Here is a 15,598-nt window from a genome sequence, read left to right as displayed (position 1 = left end):
CTCTACTCCTCCTGCTTCTCGAATTTATATCCGATACCGAACACCGTTTTAATCAAGTCGCTTGCATCGAGCTTTTTGCGGAGTCTTTGAATATGGGTATCAACTGTACGGGTGTCACCGAAAAAATCGTATCCCCAAATGAATTCTAAAAGCTCTGAACGCGTAAAAACTTTTCCCCGATGATCAACCAAAGTCATCAGCAGATCATATTCTTTAGGAGTCAATTCGACGGCTGCCCCGTCTTTTTTCACCAGTCTTTCACCCGGGATGATCACAATATTTTTAAACCGGATCTCATCCTCTTTTTCCGTTTCCCGTTCGTTCACATGATAGGCTTGTTCCAGACGCCGAAGGATCGTGCGGATTCTCGCGACAACTTCGCGCAGATCAAACGGCTTTGTAATATAGTCATCGGCCCCGAATTCCAACCCGAGTATTTTATCCGTGACATCTGATTTTGCGGTGATCATCAGTATCGGAATATTATAGCTTTCAGTCACTGTTTTGCAAATATCCAATCCGCTGCAGTCAGGCAGCATCCAATCGAGCAGCAGAAGATCAGGTTTGAATTGATCTAATTTCCTCATGCCTGAAGAGCCGTTATTGACCGTGCACGTTTCGAAACCTTCGGACGTCAGCCCGTAAGCAAGCAAATCAGCAATTGCTTCATCATCTTCTATAATCAGTATTTTGGTTTTATCCATAAAGTCATCACTCATTCCCTGTTTCAAGCTTATTTTGTCTAGAAACCTCTTTTGTTTCTCGCATCCTTCTATAGAGATTATACATAAATCCAAACCAAACTCTTCCTTTGACGGTCCGCAATTGGAGTGCTGGTGGACTTTTAAGGCGCAGAAAAAATGAACGGCCTTTTATAGATGATCAGAACGGGAGCAATTATGTCCATATGTGATTTTCACTAGTCCATTTGTCCAAATCCTTCATCCATTTCCTCTGATGTTCATCTGTCTTTTGGAATCCCCACTCTTTTAACGGCAACAAAGGCAAAAACGTTTCAGGATAAGCAGAAATTTTACAACTTGGATACAAGTTGCCCTCAAATAACGGAGCACCTGTTCTTCATGAACAGGTGCTCTTTGTTTCTTATGGAACAAGATTCTTCGTCAAATTTGGCCAACATCCTGCTTATTTCTTGGAATGTAAAACGTGAAGGAAGTACCTTCGTTCAGCATGCTGTGGACGGTGATCGATCCGTTGTGTGCATCGACGATGTTTTTAACGATCGCAAGTCCGAGGCCCGTCCCGCCTTTTCCTCTCGTCCTTGCTTTATCCGCCTTGTAAAAGCGTTCAAAAATAAACGGCAGGTCCTCTTCTGGGATGCCGCTGCCCGAGTCTTTCACGGCGATTTTCAGCCCGCTTTGCGCTGACTGCACATCGACATGTACGGTGCCGCCGGCATTTGTATGGCGGATCGCGTTGTCAATCAGGTTCGTTAATACCTGCTCCATTTTGTCCGGATCAAACACAAATTTGGCTTCGTGCAGATCAAGATTGTGAGAAAGCGTAATTTCTTTGTCACCGGCCACTCCGTAAAACTTTCTGAACACCCTCTCGAAAAATTCGCGGAGCTCCACCTGTTCTACGTTTAAGGAAATATGGCCCGCCTCCATTCTGGCAAGGTCCAGCAAATCATTCACAAGCCTTCCCATTCGTAAAGACTCGTCATAGATGACCTGCGCGATTTCCTTTTTTTCTTCCTCAGAGCTTGCAATGTCGTCAACGATTGCTTCACTGTACCCTTGAAGCATCGAAATCGGTGTTCTCAGCTCATGGCTGACATTGGCGATAAAATCTTTTCTCAGCTTATCAAGCCGTCTTTCCTCCGTCATATCCCTCAAAACGGCGACCGCTCCGCGCACATGTGACTGATTGTACAGCGGACTCATGAGCAGCACCCATGTTCTGCCTTGCAGGGTCATTTCAATCATCTGCTCCTTCTCCGTGCCGACGGTGTTTTGAAAAAGCTCACGCGCTTCAGGAGGCAGTTCATGGCCTTCTTTTACATTCATGTTCTGCTCATAATACCAGGCCTGTAAAAAGCGTTCAGCCGGAGGGTTAGTCACAAGGATCGTCCCGTCGATATTGATGGTGATCACGCCGTCTGCCATACTGCTTAAGATATTCGACAAATGCTCCTTTTCCTGATTGAGCGCTGTAATATGGAACTTCAGCTGGCGCCCCATTTGGTTAAAGGCAATCGCCAGCTCGCCGATTTCATCCTGGGTCAGGATCGGAATCTTCGTATCAAACTTCCCTTTTGCAAGATCCTGTGCACCCTGCCGCATTTTTCTGAGCGGGTAGGTAATCCGGCTTGACAGGAAGAAAGCGAAAATCGTCGTTAACACAATCGCAATCGCAGCGGCAAAGAGAATATACCTTGTCGTATGCTGTGTCGTATCTTTCACGGCAAGAAGCGATTGAGAAAGAAACACCATGCCTTCATCTTCGCCTTTCCCGTACGGTACACCGACAATCAGCTGATCGTTCTTTTGATCGGAGATGACCGTCCGCTTCTGCACTTTTTGATGCTTCTGAAGCGCTTCGTTCAGATCGGAATCATTTTTAATATCTTTTAATGTAATGGAAGCCACTTTTTGATTTTCCCGCGGTGAATACCAATATTCATTCTCATTTTTGATAACGGTGATGCTCGTCAGTTCATCGGCAAGCTCCCATGTGATCGATCTGGCCGTCTCCTGGTCTTTATGGTTTTCCATGATGACGGCCACCTTGCTGGCGAGCTTTGTCAAATCAGCTTCCGCTTCATCGACATGGTAGTTTTCAATAAACTCAAGCAGAAAGAACGTAAGGATAAATAAGACAAATGAAACTAAAAGCAGTATGGTAAACCACAGTTTACCGACTACGCTCTTCCAAAACTTCATTCGTTTCCGACCTCAAATTTATACCCGACACCCCATACCGTTACGATTTTTTTCGCAGCTTTCGGCGAGACTTTGTTCAATTTTTCACGTAGACGTTTAACATGGGTGTCGACCGTTCTCAAATCGCCGAAAAACTCGTATTGCCATACTTCCTTCAGCAGCTTTTCACGATCGTATACTTTATCAGGAGTTTTGGCCAGGAAGTAAAGCAGTTCATATTCTTTCGGCGTCAGGCTGACTTCGGTTCCGTCCGCCATAACTCTGTGAGCATCGTGATCAATGGATAAGTGAGAAAAAACAAGAACATTTTTTGCCGTTGTATCTGTATTCAGATAAGAGGTTTGCGATGATCTTCTCAAGAGCGCTTTGACTCTCAGCACCACTTCCCTCGGACTGAAAGGTTTTACAATATAGTCATCGGTTCCGACTTCAAAGCCCTGCACCCGGTTCGCTTCTTCGCCTTTCGCCGTCAGCATGATGATCGGAGTGGCTTTTTTGTCGCGTACTTGGCGGCATACTTCAATGCCGTCGGTTCCTGGCATCATCAAATCGAGCAGGATTAAATCGTATTCGTTGCCCAGGGCTTTATCGATGGCTTCGTCGCCATTCTCGGCTTCCTCGATCTTATAATTTTCCCTTTCCAGGTACATTTTTAAAAGTCGTCTGATTCTTGCCTCATCGTCTACTACTAATATTTTTGTCTCTTTCGTCTGTTCCATCGTAAACCTCCTGATTTGAATCTTCTTACATTCATTTTATTAGAAAAGCGATCGTAAGCCAAGCTAAGAATGGCCTTTCCCAATTTAAAACGATAAGCTGCGGAAGGCCCGGCGAAAAGCCCGGACCTTCCTGCACCGCACGGATCATGCATAAGAGTGAAGTCCAGCGATGACAAGGTTTACAAAAATAAGATTAAACATAATAATGGCAAAACCGATAACGGCAAGCCACGCCGATTTTTCGCCGTGCCAGCCTCTTGAAAGCCTGAGATGCAGATAAGCTGCATAAAACAAAAATGTAATCAGCGCCCAGACTTCTTTCGGATCCCAGCCCCAGAATCTGCTCCATGCCAGCTGTGCCCATATCATCGCGAAAATAAGCGCGCCAAGCGTAAAAACCGGAAAGCCGATCGAAACGGATCGATAGCCGATTTCATCGACAAGGTCAAGGTTCACATTTTTCACGAGCGGCTGAAGAAGCTGACTGATGCGTTTTCTGATGATCAGCCTGATGACACCGTAAAGCAATGCGCCGGTTCCAAACGACCAGAGAACCGTATTCAGCTTCCGTCCTGAAAAAATAGGCGGCACATTGACAAGCGGCTCCATTCTCTCCTCTGTTAAAAGTTCGCCTTTGTTCGGCCCGATCAGAGCGGGAAGCTCGTAAATCATGACGTCTTCCTGGTTGTCTTTATCAATCCACTTGAACTGCGCTTCATAGCCCCCAATGCGGAATGAGGTCGTGACAAGGATAAACGCGAGCGTTGTCACAAGCATAAACATGACAAATTCGAGCCAGAACGTTTTTTTGCCAGGCTGTGACTGATCCACATGCTTGAGTAGAAAGATCACGCCGGCGACAAAGCTGATGGCGAGAATCGCCTGTCCGAGGGCTGCAGTCGTAACATGAATATAAAGCCAGTTGCTTTGAAGCGACGGAATCAGCGGTGTGATATCGGTCGGAAACATGCTGGCATATGCGATTAACAGCAGGACAACGGGCAGTGTAAACAGCCCCAAAGCAGACAGCTTGTAAATAAAGTAGATGATGATGAACGCCAGAACGAGCATCATGCTGAAAGCAGTTGTAAATTCGAAAAGATTGCTGACCGGTGCGTGTCCGGAAACGATCCATCTCGCAATAAAATATCCAAACTGGCATACAAATCCGATGATCGTGATCAACACTGCGATCGACGCCCAGCGGTTCTTCTTCTTCCGGTCTGAAGCCTTGCTCCTGATGGAGCCGCCAAAAAAGAAGACCGCTGAGAGATACAAGAGAAATGCCGCGTACAATAAATTGCCGCTTAACTCTGCCATGAAAACCCCTCCCTATGCTGGCCGTTTATTTTTTTCCTTTGACAGTTCTTTTTGATCGGCCGGTTCGGATATCCCCGTATCCTCAAGTACGGCCTTCAAGTCCTGTTTCAGCCCGTACCAGTTTTTATTCGTATGTCCGGCGACGAGCACATGCCCGTCCAGCGTTCTGAGCCAGATCCTTCTGTGGTGCCAGTACATCCCCTGGATGACGCCGATCATAAAGATGGCGCCGCCGACCATGAGCACCCACAAAGTCAAATCTTTTCTAATTGTGAGGCCTGAGAGATTTTTCGTTTCGACGTGGTCAAACTTCATTTTGTATTTATTGTCGTCAGAACCTTCGATTGTTTCCTGAATCGCAACGAAACTCTTTTCTCCTTTAGGCTTATCCGGGGCGGTGATCTGGAATACAAAAGCCGGATTGTTCGGATTCCTCGTTTTCGTGCTCGGCTCCCCGTCTTTGTTAAAATAAAAGTCCGGCAGGTAGCTTGCAATATGAACTTTGTAACCGTTGCCAAGATCATATTCCGGCTTCGGCTCCAAGAGGTTGATTGCCACTTTGCCGAAAGATTTCCCGCTGTCTTTTTCAATCAGCTGAAAGACCATTTTGTCGAGCTCGCCTTCCTTGTAAGTCAGCTGATAGAGTGCATATGAACCGAATTTCAGCGGGTCATTGACCCTGATCTTGCCGCTTTTCACTTTCTTCAATTCAGGCGCTTCACCCGGGAGGCTGTCATTTTTTCTTTCATATAGTTCAACATCGGTTTGATATGTTTTTGCGACAGTACCGTCACCTGCTTTAGTAATCGCCTCTGAAAATACTTCTTTTTCTTTTTCACTGTCGTACATTTCTTTTGTAAACCGGTTGTTTTTCAAGTAGTAATGGCCGTCAGTTCCCGGGATGGGCACGGTCTCCCCTTCCCTGATCCAAAGGGTTTCGTCGACATACATGCCCGGAACAAATCTGAGCATGACACCGATGAGGAATATGATCAGCCCGATATGGTTCACATATGGGCCCCATCTTGAAAAACGGCCTTTTTCCGCAAACAGGTTTCCGTTTTCTTCTTTGACTCGGTATCGTTTTTTCTTCAGTTTACCGACGATTTGTGATCTGGTGTCTTCAGACATGTCCGCTTCCGTCCGGCTGAAAAGGCGCTGCCTCTCCATAAAGTTCGGATTTCTCGTGACGCCCTGATTTTTCAGCGCCCTGTACAAAGGAACGACCCTGTCAAGGCTGCAGATCACAAGCGATATGCCGATTGAAGCAACCAGAACAATAAACCACCATGAACCGTAAAGATTGTGGAAACCGAGAGTATAATAGATTTGTCCGAGAAGCCCGTATTGTTCGCTGTAGTATGTATCAGCCTGCGCACCCGGCGGCAGGAACATTTCCTGCGGGAAAATCGTTCCAAAAGCAGATGCTGTCAGCGTAATGACGATCAGCCAGACGCCGACCTTTACAGACGAAAAGAAATTCCATATTTTATCTACGATTGTTTTGTTATATGTTTGAGAGCGTCTCGCACTTCCGTCATACCGCATGTCAAGGAGTTTGGCATCCTGTTTGACGAGCGGCTTTCCGCACGATTCACACAAAACGGTGCCCGTCGGATTCACATGGCCGCATTCGCATTTGATTTCTTTCATCATGACGATCCCTCTGGTTTGATCATATTCATATAATCATGGATCATTCGTTCTGTCATCGTGCCAGACACGACTTTGACAATCTCTCCGTCAGGATTGATCAAAAACGTGGTCGGCAGCGGTGTGACATCGTATGCGTTCAGAACCTGCCTGTCTTTATCAAGCACAACCGGAAAATTGACGCCGTAGTCTTTCATAAAGTTTCGGACGGCAAGGTTTGATTCGCCGACATTGACGGCGACGATTTCAACCCCTTGATCCTTAAACACTTTATATTGATTCGCCATGTAAGGAAATTCTCTTTTGCATGGTTCGCACCATGTTCCCCAAAAGTTTAAAAATACCCCTTTGCCTTTTAGATCGTCCAGCTTGAGACGGTTGCCGTCAACATCCTCCAGCGAAAAATTGGGAGCTTTTTCCCCCACCGCCACACTCTCCGTCTTTTGAAACACGGCGCTGTACAGCGTGTAGCCAAGCGCTGCAAGCAGCACAAGGAGGATGCCTGTCCGAATGTAAAAACGCTTTTTTTTCATAATCCGCCCCCTCATTTAGACATTCAGTATCATTATATCATCTCATGACTGCCTGCCATTTGCCTTTTTTGAAGGTTGTGTGAAAATTTAGAAAGCCGCTTTACCGTGTTCAGCCAATGCCCTGAGCCTTTTCACTTCATGAGGCGTGAGCTCTCTTTTTTCCCCGGTTTTCAAGCCCGCCAGGTTCAAAAAAGCGTACTCTTCCCTTTTCAGCTTGAGCACTTCGTGTCCGATGGCTTCAAACATTCTCCTGACCTGACGGTTTCGCCCTTCATGGATTGTGATTTGGACGATGCTGGTCTGCTTTTTCTTATCGAGTGACAAAAGCTTCACTTTTGCCGGAGCTGTCTTTCCTTCCTCAAGGCGTACGCCCCGCTCAAGTTTTTTTAAATTCTCCTTTAAAGGAATGCCTTTCAGCTTTGCCACATACGTTTTATTAATTTCGTATTTCGGGTGCATCAATTTATTGGCGAAGTCCCCGTCATTCGTTAACAATAAGAGGCCGCTTGTATCATAATCAAGCCTTCCGATCGGATAAATCCGCTCCTCCACCTCTGTGAAAAAGTCGGTCACAACTTTCCGGCCTTTATCGTCTTTAACCGCTGATATAACCCCTCTCGGTTTATACAGGAGAAAATAAACGGGTTCTTCGCTTTCAAGCTGGACGCCGTTTACCTCGATCCGGTCTGAGCTTGATACTTTAACGCCGAGCTCTCTGACGGTTTTGCCGTTGACCGTGACTTTCCCTTCTTTTATAAGTTCCTCCGCCTTTCGCCTTGATGCAATACCGGCGTGGGCGATTACTTTTTGAAGTCGTTCCATATCTTTCACCTCATGTATTATCTTACTTTTTTCCAGACCAACAAACAAGTTTGCGGGCGCCTTCTTCCTTAGGAAAGAAGCACTCCGCCCTTAAATGTATCCTTTCTCACGTCAAAAGTAAAACAGTTTTGGCTAGAAAAGCAAAAAAGCGCCTGTTGATCAGGCGCTTCCAAACAGCAATGTTACAATAATCACAGACGCGATAATCCCCGCTAAATCAGCAAGCAGTCCCACTTTTAAAGCATCCCCCATTTTCTTGATTCCGACCGCGCCGAAATAGACAGTTAAAACATACAGCGTCGTGTCTGTCGATCCCTGCATGACAGAGGCCAGCCGGCCGATGAACGAATCGGGTCCGTAAACTGCGATTAAATCGGTCGTCATGCCGAGCGCCGCCGTTCCCGAAATCGGCCGGATCAGAGCCAGCGGAACCACTTCCGTCGGAATTCCCACGGCGGAAAATACCGGCTTTAAAAGATTCATAAAAAAATCGAGCGCCCCTGAAGCACGGAAAACGGTGATCGCTACAAGCATACCGACCAAATAAGGGATAATGGAAAACGCAATTTGGATTCCTTCCTTCCCTCCCTCAACAAACGCTTCATAAGTCGGGACTTTTTTGAATGTACCATACAGCAGAATCGTGGCGATGATAAACGGGATAAGGGCCAGAGAAAGCCAATTGATGAATTCCAAATGCTCACCCCTTCTTTTTTCTTCTATAATAAAAGTATCGGTCGATGAAGATCGCAAAGATTCCCGATATTAAAGTCGCCAAAATGGTCGGCCCGACGATGTCTGTCGGCGCCTTTGCATCATATGTCATCCTGACCGCGATGACGGTCGTCGGAATCAAGGTAATGCTTGACGTATTGACCGCCAGAAAGGTGATCATTGAGCGGCTCGCTTCCCTGCGATTCCGGTTGAGCGCCTTCATCTGTTCCATTGCTTTAATGCCGAGCGGTGTCGCCGCATTGCCCAACCCGAAAAAGTTGGCCATTAAATTGGATAAAATATACCCCATCGCCGGATGATCCGGAGGGATCTCGGGAAACAGCTTTGAAATGAACGGCCGGCACAACCTGCTGAATTTTTCGAGAAGCCCGGATTGTTCGGCGATTTTCATCAGCCCCAGCCAAAAAACAAGGACGCTCATCAGGCCGATCGAAATCGTGACAGCTTCCTTCGAACCTTTAAATACGGCCTCATTGACTTCCTGAACCGTTCCGTTGAAAAGCGCAAACACCAGACCGATCACCGTTAAGCCGACCCAGATTATATTGACCATGATGAACCGCCTGCCGCTTTTTGGAATACGGATTGAAAGGTCTCGAAAAACGATTTTTTCGGCTTTTTGTTGCGTTCGTTTTCATAATAGATCGGTACACTTGCAATCGTTTTTCCGTTGAACATGACGTTCATTTCCCCGATGATGTCCGGGATTTCTTTTTTGTTTTTACGCCACGATTTTTTCGGTTTAAGAAGCTCGATGTCAACCTTCACGTCTTCTTTTTCATCTTCGTTTAACAAATATGTGACATCCCGTTTAATAAAAGCTTTATTCCCGTAAAAAGAGTCTTTTAATTTCGGAACCTCGCCTTTTTTGGCGATGATATATGTTTTGTAGTGGCCGTATACATAGTTGAACATGTTCATATGATCATTCCAGTCGTCAGGGGCATTGATGGTGACGGCGATCAAATCAGTTCCGTTTTTCGATGAAGTGGAGACCAGCGTGCGCTTCGCCAGCTTGGTATATCCCGTCTTCCCGCCTGTACTGTATTCGTAAAGCCCTGTTAAAAGCTTGTTTTTATTTCTCCAGATGCCTTGCATCGTTTCTGCCTTATAGCGCTTCGTTCCGGCGATTTTTTGGTACGTTTCGTTTGTCATCGCATATTTCGTCAAAAGCGCCATATCATAGGCCGAGGAATAGTGGTCAGGGTGATCATCGAGTCCGTGCGGATTGCGGAACAGGGTGTTTTCCATGCCGAGGTCGGCCGCTTTTTGATTCATCATGTAGACAAACCCTTCCAGGCTTCCGCCCACATGCTCAGCAATCGCAACAGCTGCGTCATTTCCCGATCTCAGCATCAAACCGTAAACAAGGTCCTTCAGCTTCACCTTTTGCCCGCTTGTCAAATAGATTGATGATCCCTCCGTTTTGACCGCCCTGTCGCTGACCGTGACTGTCTCATCCAATTTGCCCGATTCCACGGCCAAAATGGCTGTCATAATCTTCGTAATGCTTGCAATGCGCCGTTTTTCATGCTCATCCTTCGCAAACAATACCCGTCCGGATTGCCCGTCCATGACAATCGCGCTTCTTGCGCTGACATGAAGGGAAGGCTGTGCTTCAGCGATTTGGTATGAAGAGCATAAAAGAGAGCATATGATGATGGCTGCTGCAGCCTGTTTTAGAAAAAAGCGCATTTTTTCTCACGTCCTTGTGGTTGTTTGTACAAGTTTATGCGCTTGTCTTTCCGTTATGAACACCAATTGGATGATTCCCCGAGAAAAATCTCAAGCAACATTAAAACTCCCCCTTTCATGAAAGGGGGAGTTCCGGCACACGGTTCATTTAAGCTATGATCTCGGCTGAACCATCTTCATCCGATAGTCAGTCGCATAGTATTCCAATTCTTCTCTCATCGATTGATATTCTGTTTCAAGCGAAGCCATCAAATTTTTTAATGAGGCCGGCGCTGGTTCGTGAAAGCAAATGGCGTTTTTTCCCGTGTAGGCCGCTCTGCTGTCTTCGTACCAAGTATCTTTTTTCGGTGTAAAAAATTCTTCTATGCATCGATGATAGATCTGATAGAGCGTCCTTTCGGCGGCAGCGTCCTGAAAAGGAACCTGCTTCAGCCTGATTCGGCAAGCCAGAAGCCCTTCTTCACAGTAAACCGCCAGTTTTCTCAAGTTGCTGAGGACATCGCGATAATAATCTCTGCTCCCGGGCTCTTCGGCTTCAAGGGATGAGAGCGTCGTTTCGTTTAAATAATCGCTTAGCGTCTGAACGGTCTGTGCTAAAAATTCGCCTGCCTGCTCGGTTTGGGCTCTTGCCATAGATTTTCCCATTGGTGTCGGCACCCTCTCCTCATCGCTTTGTTACAATCGTATTCTTTCATGCATGAAATTAAACATAAAAAATACGATAATATATATTATCATACTTCGGTCCTTAAGGTGAGTCTATTTTAAATCTTCGAACGTCTGGTTAAAGTTCTCAAAGAACAGATCGGCTTCTTCCTGAACCCCGTCTTCTTCTACATTTTCGGGCAGCGGCGGAAGCTCTTCAAGCGTTTTTAAGCCGAATTGTTCAAGAAATGTTTCGGTTGTACCGTACAAGATTGCCCTGCCCGGTCCGTCCGCCCGGCCTACTTCGCACAACAGCGCTTTTGCGACAAGGCTCTGGAGAATCCGTTCAGATTTGACCCCTCTGATCTCCTCGACTTCCGCTCTCGTAATCGGCTGCTTATATGAGACGATGGCCAAAACTTCGAGGGCAGCCTGAGAAAGCCCTTTTGAAGGGGCTTCAATCAGCTTTTTCAAATAGACGGCGAATTCTTTTTTGGTCGAAAGCATGTACGTATCCGCGTACTCGACAAGCTCGATGCCCCTGTCTTCTTTTTCATAGGTTTCTTTGACATCGAGCATAATATCCTGAAGCTCGGCTTCATCGATCTCCAAAACGGATAATAGCTGTTTTTTTGTCAGGCCCTCGTCGCCGGCGGCATACAAAAGCGCTTCGACAATGGCTTTCCAATTCACGATATCAAGCGTCATGAATCGCTTCACTCCCTGTTATGTAAATGTCTGAAAAGTTGTGTTCCTGCTCAATGATGATCAGCTGGTTTTTCATCAGCTCCAAAATCGCCAAAAACGTCACAACGAGATGCTCTTTCTGTTCGTATGGGAACAGTTCCATAAAATGCATCCTTTGACGGGACGATTTCAAACAATCGACGATTTGCGTCATTCGTTCTTCTATCGGTATTTCCTGTCTTGAAATTCTAGTTTCAGACGGCCGGCTGATTTTTTTACGGTTTAACACCTTTTGAAACGCCCCGAGCATGTCGTAAACGGTGACGGACAGCTTTTGCTCGCTGAGTTTGATTTCCTTGGCATAGTCGCTTAAATCGCTCGGCGGCTTCGCGAATGCTTTTTGCCGCTCTTCCTCGCGCTCCTTCAAATTTTGCGCGGCACTTTTGTATTTTCTGTACTCTATTAATTTTTCAATCAATTCTTCTCTCGGGTCCTCTTCCTCCTCGAGAAACTCTTCGTCAAACAACTCCTCTTCCTGCTTTGGAAGGAGCATTCGGCTTTTAATGCTGAGAAGGGTCGCAGCCATCACCAAATATTCACTGGCCACGTCGAGCTCAAGTTCGCGCATCGTATGCACATATAATAAATACTGCTCGGTTATCTTCGCAACAGGTATGTCATAAATGTCTATTTCAAGGCGGTTGATTAAGTGCAGCAGCAGATCCAGCGGCCCTTCAAACGCCTCGATTTTCACCTGATATTCCATGTTCATTTCTCACCATTTTCAAAATCGCTTCTAAGCCGGCTAAAACTGGCTACCCTTTAGTATAAATTACGCGTCTGCATGAAGTCCAATATAATTTAAGAAGCTTTGGCATTCGCCTATACGATTTGAGCGTATGCTGCATAGAATACTGTGTAAAATCTTAAACCTGAGGAGGGAACAACATGGGAGGTAAAGGCTTCGGCTACGGCGGAGGATTTGCTTTGATTGTCGTTCTGTTTATTTTGTTGATTATTGTAGGAGCGGCATGGATCTATTAACATAAAAATGAGAAGCGTCCGTTACCCGGGCGCTTTTTTCATAGCCTGGATATATCTCCGTTTTTCCTCCGTTCCGTTCTTATGATACACTTTAACGGAAACTTAAAGGAGGATGTCAGATGTATCCCCAAGCTTATATCGATTACCTGGCCGAATTCCACGGGTCAAGGGATTATTTTGAATGCCACGAAATTTTAGAAGAACATTGGAAAAAGGACAATCCCGGCGAGCGGAAATCATACTGGGTTGGATTGATTCAGCTGGCAGTCGCACTCTATCATCAGCGGAGAAACAATTTTGCCGGTGCAGAGAGATTAATGGCGAACAGCATCCGCATCCTGGTGTCCGAAAAAGACGCAGTCGAATCGCTCGGATTAGATTACAGCCGCTTCATCAAGCTGTTAAGGAAGACTTACCAAAAAATCAAAGCCCATTCTCCTTATGAAAGCATCATGCTTCCGATCACAGATGAATCTTTGATCAAAGCATGCCGGAAACAATGTGAAAAAAAGTCGTATGAGTGGGGAGCAAACGATCCACCGGACGCCTTCATCATTGATAAACACCTGCTGAGAGACCGGACTGAAGTGGTTGCCGAGAGGGAAAAACAAATCGAACGGCGAAAAAAGAGCAGAGGCTAGAAGCCTCTGCTCATTGGTTATATGTGATGTCTTCATTTTCGTGATCCTGACAGCGCTCAAAGAATCCTTTAGTTAATTCATTCGGAACCAGCGGTTTAGGTGCAAACATTTGCGAAATGGCCGACACCATTTTTTTGCCGATTCCTTGATGACGGTGAGACGGGTTTACACTGATATGCTTGATCTCGACTTCTTCTTCTCTTTTCTCTACTCCTACACAGCCGACAATATCCTCGCCTTCTTTCCATAGGAACAGCTGCCTTTCAGTGTCCGTTTCATAGTCTTTAATTGTCTGCTGAAGCTGCTTGACGTCCTTCTCATTCGGCATAAACGAAAGGAGCCCCATCGCAATCTTTTCGAATGACTTTTTATAACGAATTAACATAAATACCCCTCAATATATCAAAATGTGGATCTAACGAAGGCTAGTCGCTTCACATCACATTATAAACATTTTTATAACCTTTTTAAACTCTTTTTCGGTAATTATTGAAGCGACCGGGTCAGGTTCGCCATTTCAATCGCTGCCGCGGCAGCTTCTGCACCTTTATTTCCGGCTTTTGTTCCGGCGCGTTCTACCGCCTGCTCGATCGTGTCTGTCGTCAATACGCCGAAGATCACCGGAACGCCTGTTGACATGCTGCCCGCCGCAATCCCCTTTGCCGCTTCATTGCAGACATAGTCATAGTGGCTTGTCGCTCCTCTGATGACCGTGCCCAGTGTAATCACGGCGTCGTATTTTTTCGTTTCAGCCATTTTTTTGGCGATCAGCGGAATCTCGAATGCTCCGGGAACCCAGGCGACATCAATATCATCAGCTTTGACCCCATGTCTCAACAGCGTATCTTCTGCACCGCTTAGAAGTTTGCTTGTAATAAAATCGTTGAACCTTGACACAACGATCCCAATTTTCAAATCTGTTCCAATTACATGACCTTCTATTTTATTCATATGAATCCCGTCCTTTTTTGTGATTGATTTTAGTTTAAAAATGAAGCATATGCCCCAATTTTGATTTTTTCGTTTTTAAGTACTTTTCATTGTCTTTTTTTGTCTCCATCTGCAGCGGCACCCTGTCTGCGATCGTCAGTCCGTAGCCTTCGAGACCGGCAATCTTTCGCGGATTGTTCGTCAGCAGCTTCATTTGTTTCACGCCGAGGTCTCTTAAAATTTGGGCGCCGATCCCGTAGTTGCGAAGATCTGGGAGAAAACCGAGCTTTTCATTAGCCTGCACGGTGTCATATCCTTCTTCCTGCAGTTTATAAGCTTTCAGTTTATTGATTAAGCCGATTCCTCTTCCTTCCTGTCTCAAATAAAGGAGCACGCCCCGGCCCGCTTGTTCGATTTGCGCGAGTGCGGCAGCAAGCTGCGGGCCGCAGTCGCAGCGGTAAGAGCCGAAAACATCGCCCGTCAGGCATTCTGAGTGTACGCGGACAAGGACAGGCTCGTCTCCGAAAGGTATATCGCCTTTGACGAGTGCTATATGTTCCTTGTCATCGATTTCGTTTGTATAGCCGTAAACCTTGAATGTGCCGAATTCGGAAGGCAGCGTAATCTTCACTTCTCGGTTGATCAGCGTTCCCTTGCTGTAGCGGTATTCGATCAAATCTTTAATCGTAATCATTTTCAAGTCGTGCTGGTCGGCTATTTTTTTGAGTTCAGGCACCCTTGCCATCGTGCCGTCTTCATTCATGATTTCGCAGATGACGCCGGCCGGCGCGGAACCGCACGCCTCCGCAAGGTCAACGGCCGCCTCCGTATGTCCGGCTCTTTTTAAAACGCCGCCTGTTTTCGCAATCAAGGGGAAAATGTGCCCCGGTCTTTTAAAATCGCCCGGAAGCGCGTGATCATCAATCAGCGACATGACGGTCAACGACCGCTCTTGAGCGCTGATCCCCGTCTTTGTATCGCGGTGATCCACACTGACCGTAAATGCCGTGTGATGAGAATCGGTATTTTCGTCCACCATCGGATGGAGGTCGAGCCGTGAAGCGATCTCTTCATTAAGCGGCGCGCAGATCAAACCCCTTCCGTGCGAAGCCATAAAGTTGATCACTTCAGGTGTTGCGTATTCTGCCAGCGCAACGAAATCGCCTTCGTTTTCCCTGTCCTCGTCATCGACCACGATGATGACTTTTCCTTGCTTCAAATCGCGTATCGCTTCTTCAATTGTGTGAAACATAGGCGCGCGGCCTCCT

At 46.4% G+C, this 15,598-nt stretch carries 18 protein-coding genes; 2 read left to right on the top strand and 16 right to left on the bottom strand.

The genetic code is table 11. The annotated features are described in order from the left end of the window. Nucleotides 1-2: 2 nt before the first annotated feature. From M1E03_RS09390 to M1E03_RS09330, 13 genes are all read right to left on the bottom strand, one after another. On the bottom strand, nt 3-704 hold the full coding sequence (locus M1E03_RS09390) for a response regulator transcription factor (RefSeq protein WP_023857481.1): 702 nt from the start codon (nt 702-704) through the stop codon (nt 3-5). A gap of 420 nt (nt 705-1,124) precedes the next feature. After that, nucleotides 1,125-2,906, bottom strand: a complete 1,782-nt coding sequence (locus M1E03_RS09385) for an ATP-binding protein (protein ID WP_023857482.1) — start codon at nt 2,904-2,906, stop codon at nt 1,125-1,127. Next, a complete protein-coding gene (locus M1E03_RS09380) occupies nt 2,903-3,625 on the bottom strand; it encodes a response regulator transcription factor (RefSeq protein ID WP_020451999.1) in 723 nt (240 codons plus the stop codon). Before M1E03_RS09380 ends, M1E03_RS09385 begins: the two co-directional genes overlap by 4 nt. A gap of 144 nt (nt 3,626-3,769) precedes the next feature. Beyond that, on the bottom strand, nt 3,770-4,945 hold the full coding sequence (ccsB, locus tag M1E03_RS09375) for a c-type cytochrome biogenesis protein CcsB (RefSeq protein ID WP_020452000.1): 1,176 nt from the start codon (nt 4,943-4,945) through the stop codon (nt 3,770-3,772). A 12-nt stretch (nt 4,946-4,957) separates the two neighbouring features. Continuing rightward, nucleotides 4,958-6,598, bottom strand: coding sequence for a cytochrome c biogenesis protein ResB (gene resB / locus M1E03_RS09370; RefSeq protein ID WP_023857483.1), 1,641 nt, complete (start codon nt 6,596-6,598; stop codon nt 4,958-4,960). Beyond that, complete coding sequence (gene resA, locus M1E03_RS09365) at nt 6,598-7,134, bottom strand: thiol-disulfide oxidoreductase ResA (RefSeq protein ID WP_023857484.1); 537 nt, start codon at nt 7,132-7,134, stop codon at nt 6,598-6,600. The genes resB and resA overlap by 1 nt, the downstream gene beginning before the upstream one ends. 84 nt (nt 7,135-7,218) lie before the next feature. Further along, on the bottom strand, nt 7,219-7,953 hold the full coding sequence (rluB, locus tag M1E03_RS09360) for a 23S rRNA pseudouridine(2605) synthase RluB (protein ID WP_020452003.1): 735 nt from the start codon (nt 7,951-7,953) through the stop codon (nt 7,219-7,221). 159 nt (nt 7,954-8,112) lie between these two features. Then, complete coding sequence (locus M1E03_RS09355) at nt 8,113-8,649, bottom strand: spore maturation protein (protein ID WP_023857485.1); 537 nt, start codon at nt 8,647-8,649, stop codon at nt 8,113-8,115. A 4-nt stretch (nt 8,650-8,653) separates the two neighbouring features. Further along, on the bottom strand, nt 8,654-9,241 hold the full coding sequence (locus M1E03_RS09350; protein ID WP_020452005.1) for a nucleoside recognition domain-containing protein: 588 nt from the start codon (nt 9,239-9,241) through the stop codon (nt 8,654-8,656). Further along, nucleotides 9,229-10,383: a D-alanyl-D-alanine carboxypeptidase family protein gene (locus M1E03_RS09345; protein WP_458110756.1), complete on the bottom strand. Its 1,155-nt coding sequence runs from the start codon at nt 10,381-10,383 to the stop codon at nt 9,229-9,231. Before M1E03_RS09345 ends, M1E03_RS09350 begins: the two co-directional genes overlap by 13 nt. A gap of 153 nt (nt 10,384-10,536) precedes the next feature. Then, complete coding sequence (locus tag M1E03_RS09340) at nt 10,537-11,028, bottom strand: YpuI family protein (RefSeq protein WP_023857487.1); 492 nt, start codon at nt 11,026-11,028, stop codon at nt 10,537-10,539. 114 nt (nt 11,029-11,142) lie between these two features. Further along, nucleotides 11,143-11,736 (bottom strand): SMC-Scp complex subunit ScpB, encoded by a 594-nt coding sequence (gene scpB / locus M1E03_RS09335; RefSeq protein ID WP_023857488.1) that lies wholly within the window; start codon nt 11,734-11,736, stop codon nt 11,143-11,145. Beyond that, a complete protein-coding gene (locus tag M1E03_RS09330) occupies nt 11,726-12,481 on the bottom strand; it encodes a segregation/condensation protein A (protein ID WP_023857489.1) in 756 nt (251 codons plus the stop codon). The genes scpB and M1E03_RS09330 overlap by 11 nt, the downstream gene beginning before the upstream one ends. Before the next feature lie 182 nt (nt 12,482-12,663). Between M1E03_RS09330 and M1E03_RS09325 the strand changes: the two genes are divergently transcribed. Together M1E03_RS09325 and M1E03_RS09320 are read left to right on the top strand one after the other, a co-directional pair. Continuing rightward, a complete protein-coding gene (locus tag M1E03_RS09325) occupies nt 12,664-12,759 on the top strand; it encodes a YjcZ family sporulation protein (protein WP_003183108.1) in 96 nt (31 codons plus the stop codon). Between the two features lie 119 nt (nt 12,760-12,878). Then, the gene (locus M1E03_RS09320; protein WP_101561047.1) at nt 12,879-13,400 is read left to right on the top strand and encodes a DUF309 domain-containing protein; all 522 of its coding nucleotides are present in this window, start codon (nt 12,879-12,881) and stop codon (nt 13,398-13,400) included. Between the two features lie 10 nt (nt 13,401-13,410). Here the strand turns inward: M1E03_RS09320 and M1E03_RS09315 are convergent, their stop codons facing one another. The 3 genes from M1E03_RS09315 to M1E03_RS09305 form a co-directional block, all read right to left on the bottom strand. Further along, nucleotides 13,411-13,785: a GNAT family N-acetyltransferase gene (locus M1E03_RS09315; RefSeq protein WP_020452011.1), complete on the bottom strand. Its 375-nt coding sequence runs from the start codon at nt 13,783-13,785 to the stop codon at nt 13,411-13,413. A 101-nt stretch (nt 13,786-13,886) separates the two neighbouring features. Further along, entirely contained in the window at nt 13,887-14,351 is a 465-nt protein-coding gene (ribH, locus tag M1E03_RS09310) for a 6,7-dimethyl-8-ribityllumazine synthase (protein WP_043054366.1), read from the bottom strand. Nucleotides 14,352-14,385: 34 nt separating this feature from the next. Continuing rightward, nucleotides 14,386-15,582 (bottom strand): bifunctional 3,4-dihydroxy-2-butanone-4-phosphate synthase/GTP cyclohydrolase II, encoded by a 1,197-nt coding sequence (locus tag M1E03_RS09305; protein ID WP_020452012.1) that lies wholly within the window; start codon nt 15,580-15,582, stop codon nt 14,386-14,388. Nucleotides 15,583-15,598 lie beyond the last annotated feature (16 nt).

The sequence above is a fragment of the Bacillus sp. PK6-013 genome (assembly GCF_054161445.1).
This window is presented reverse-complemented; position numbering and strand designations above follow the sequence as displayed.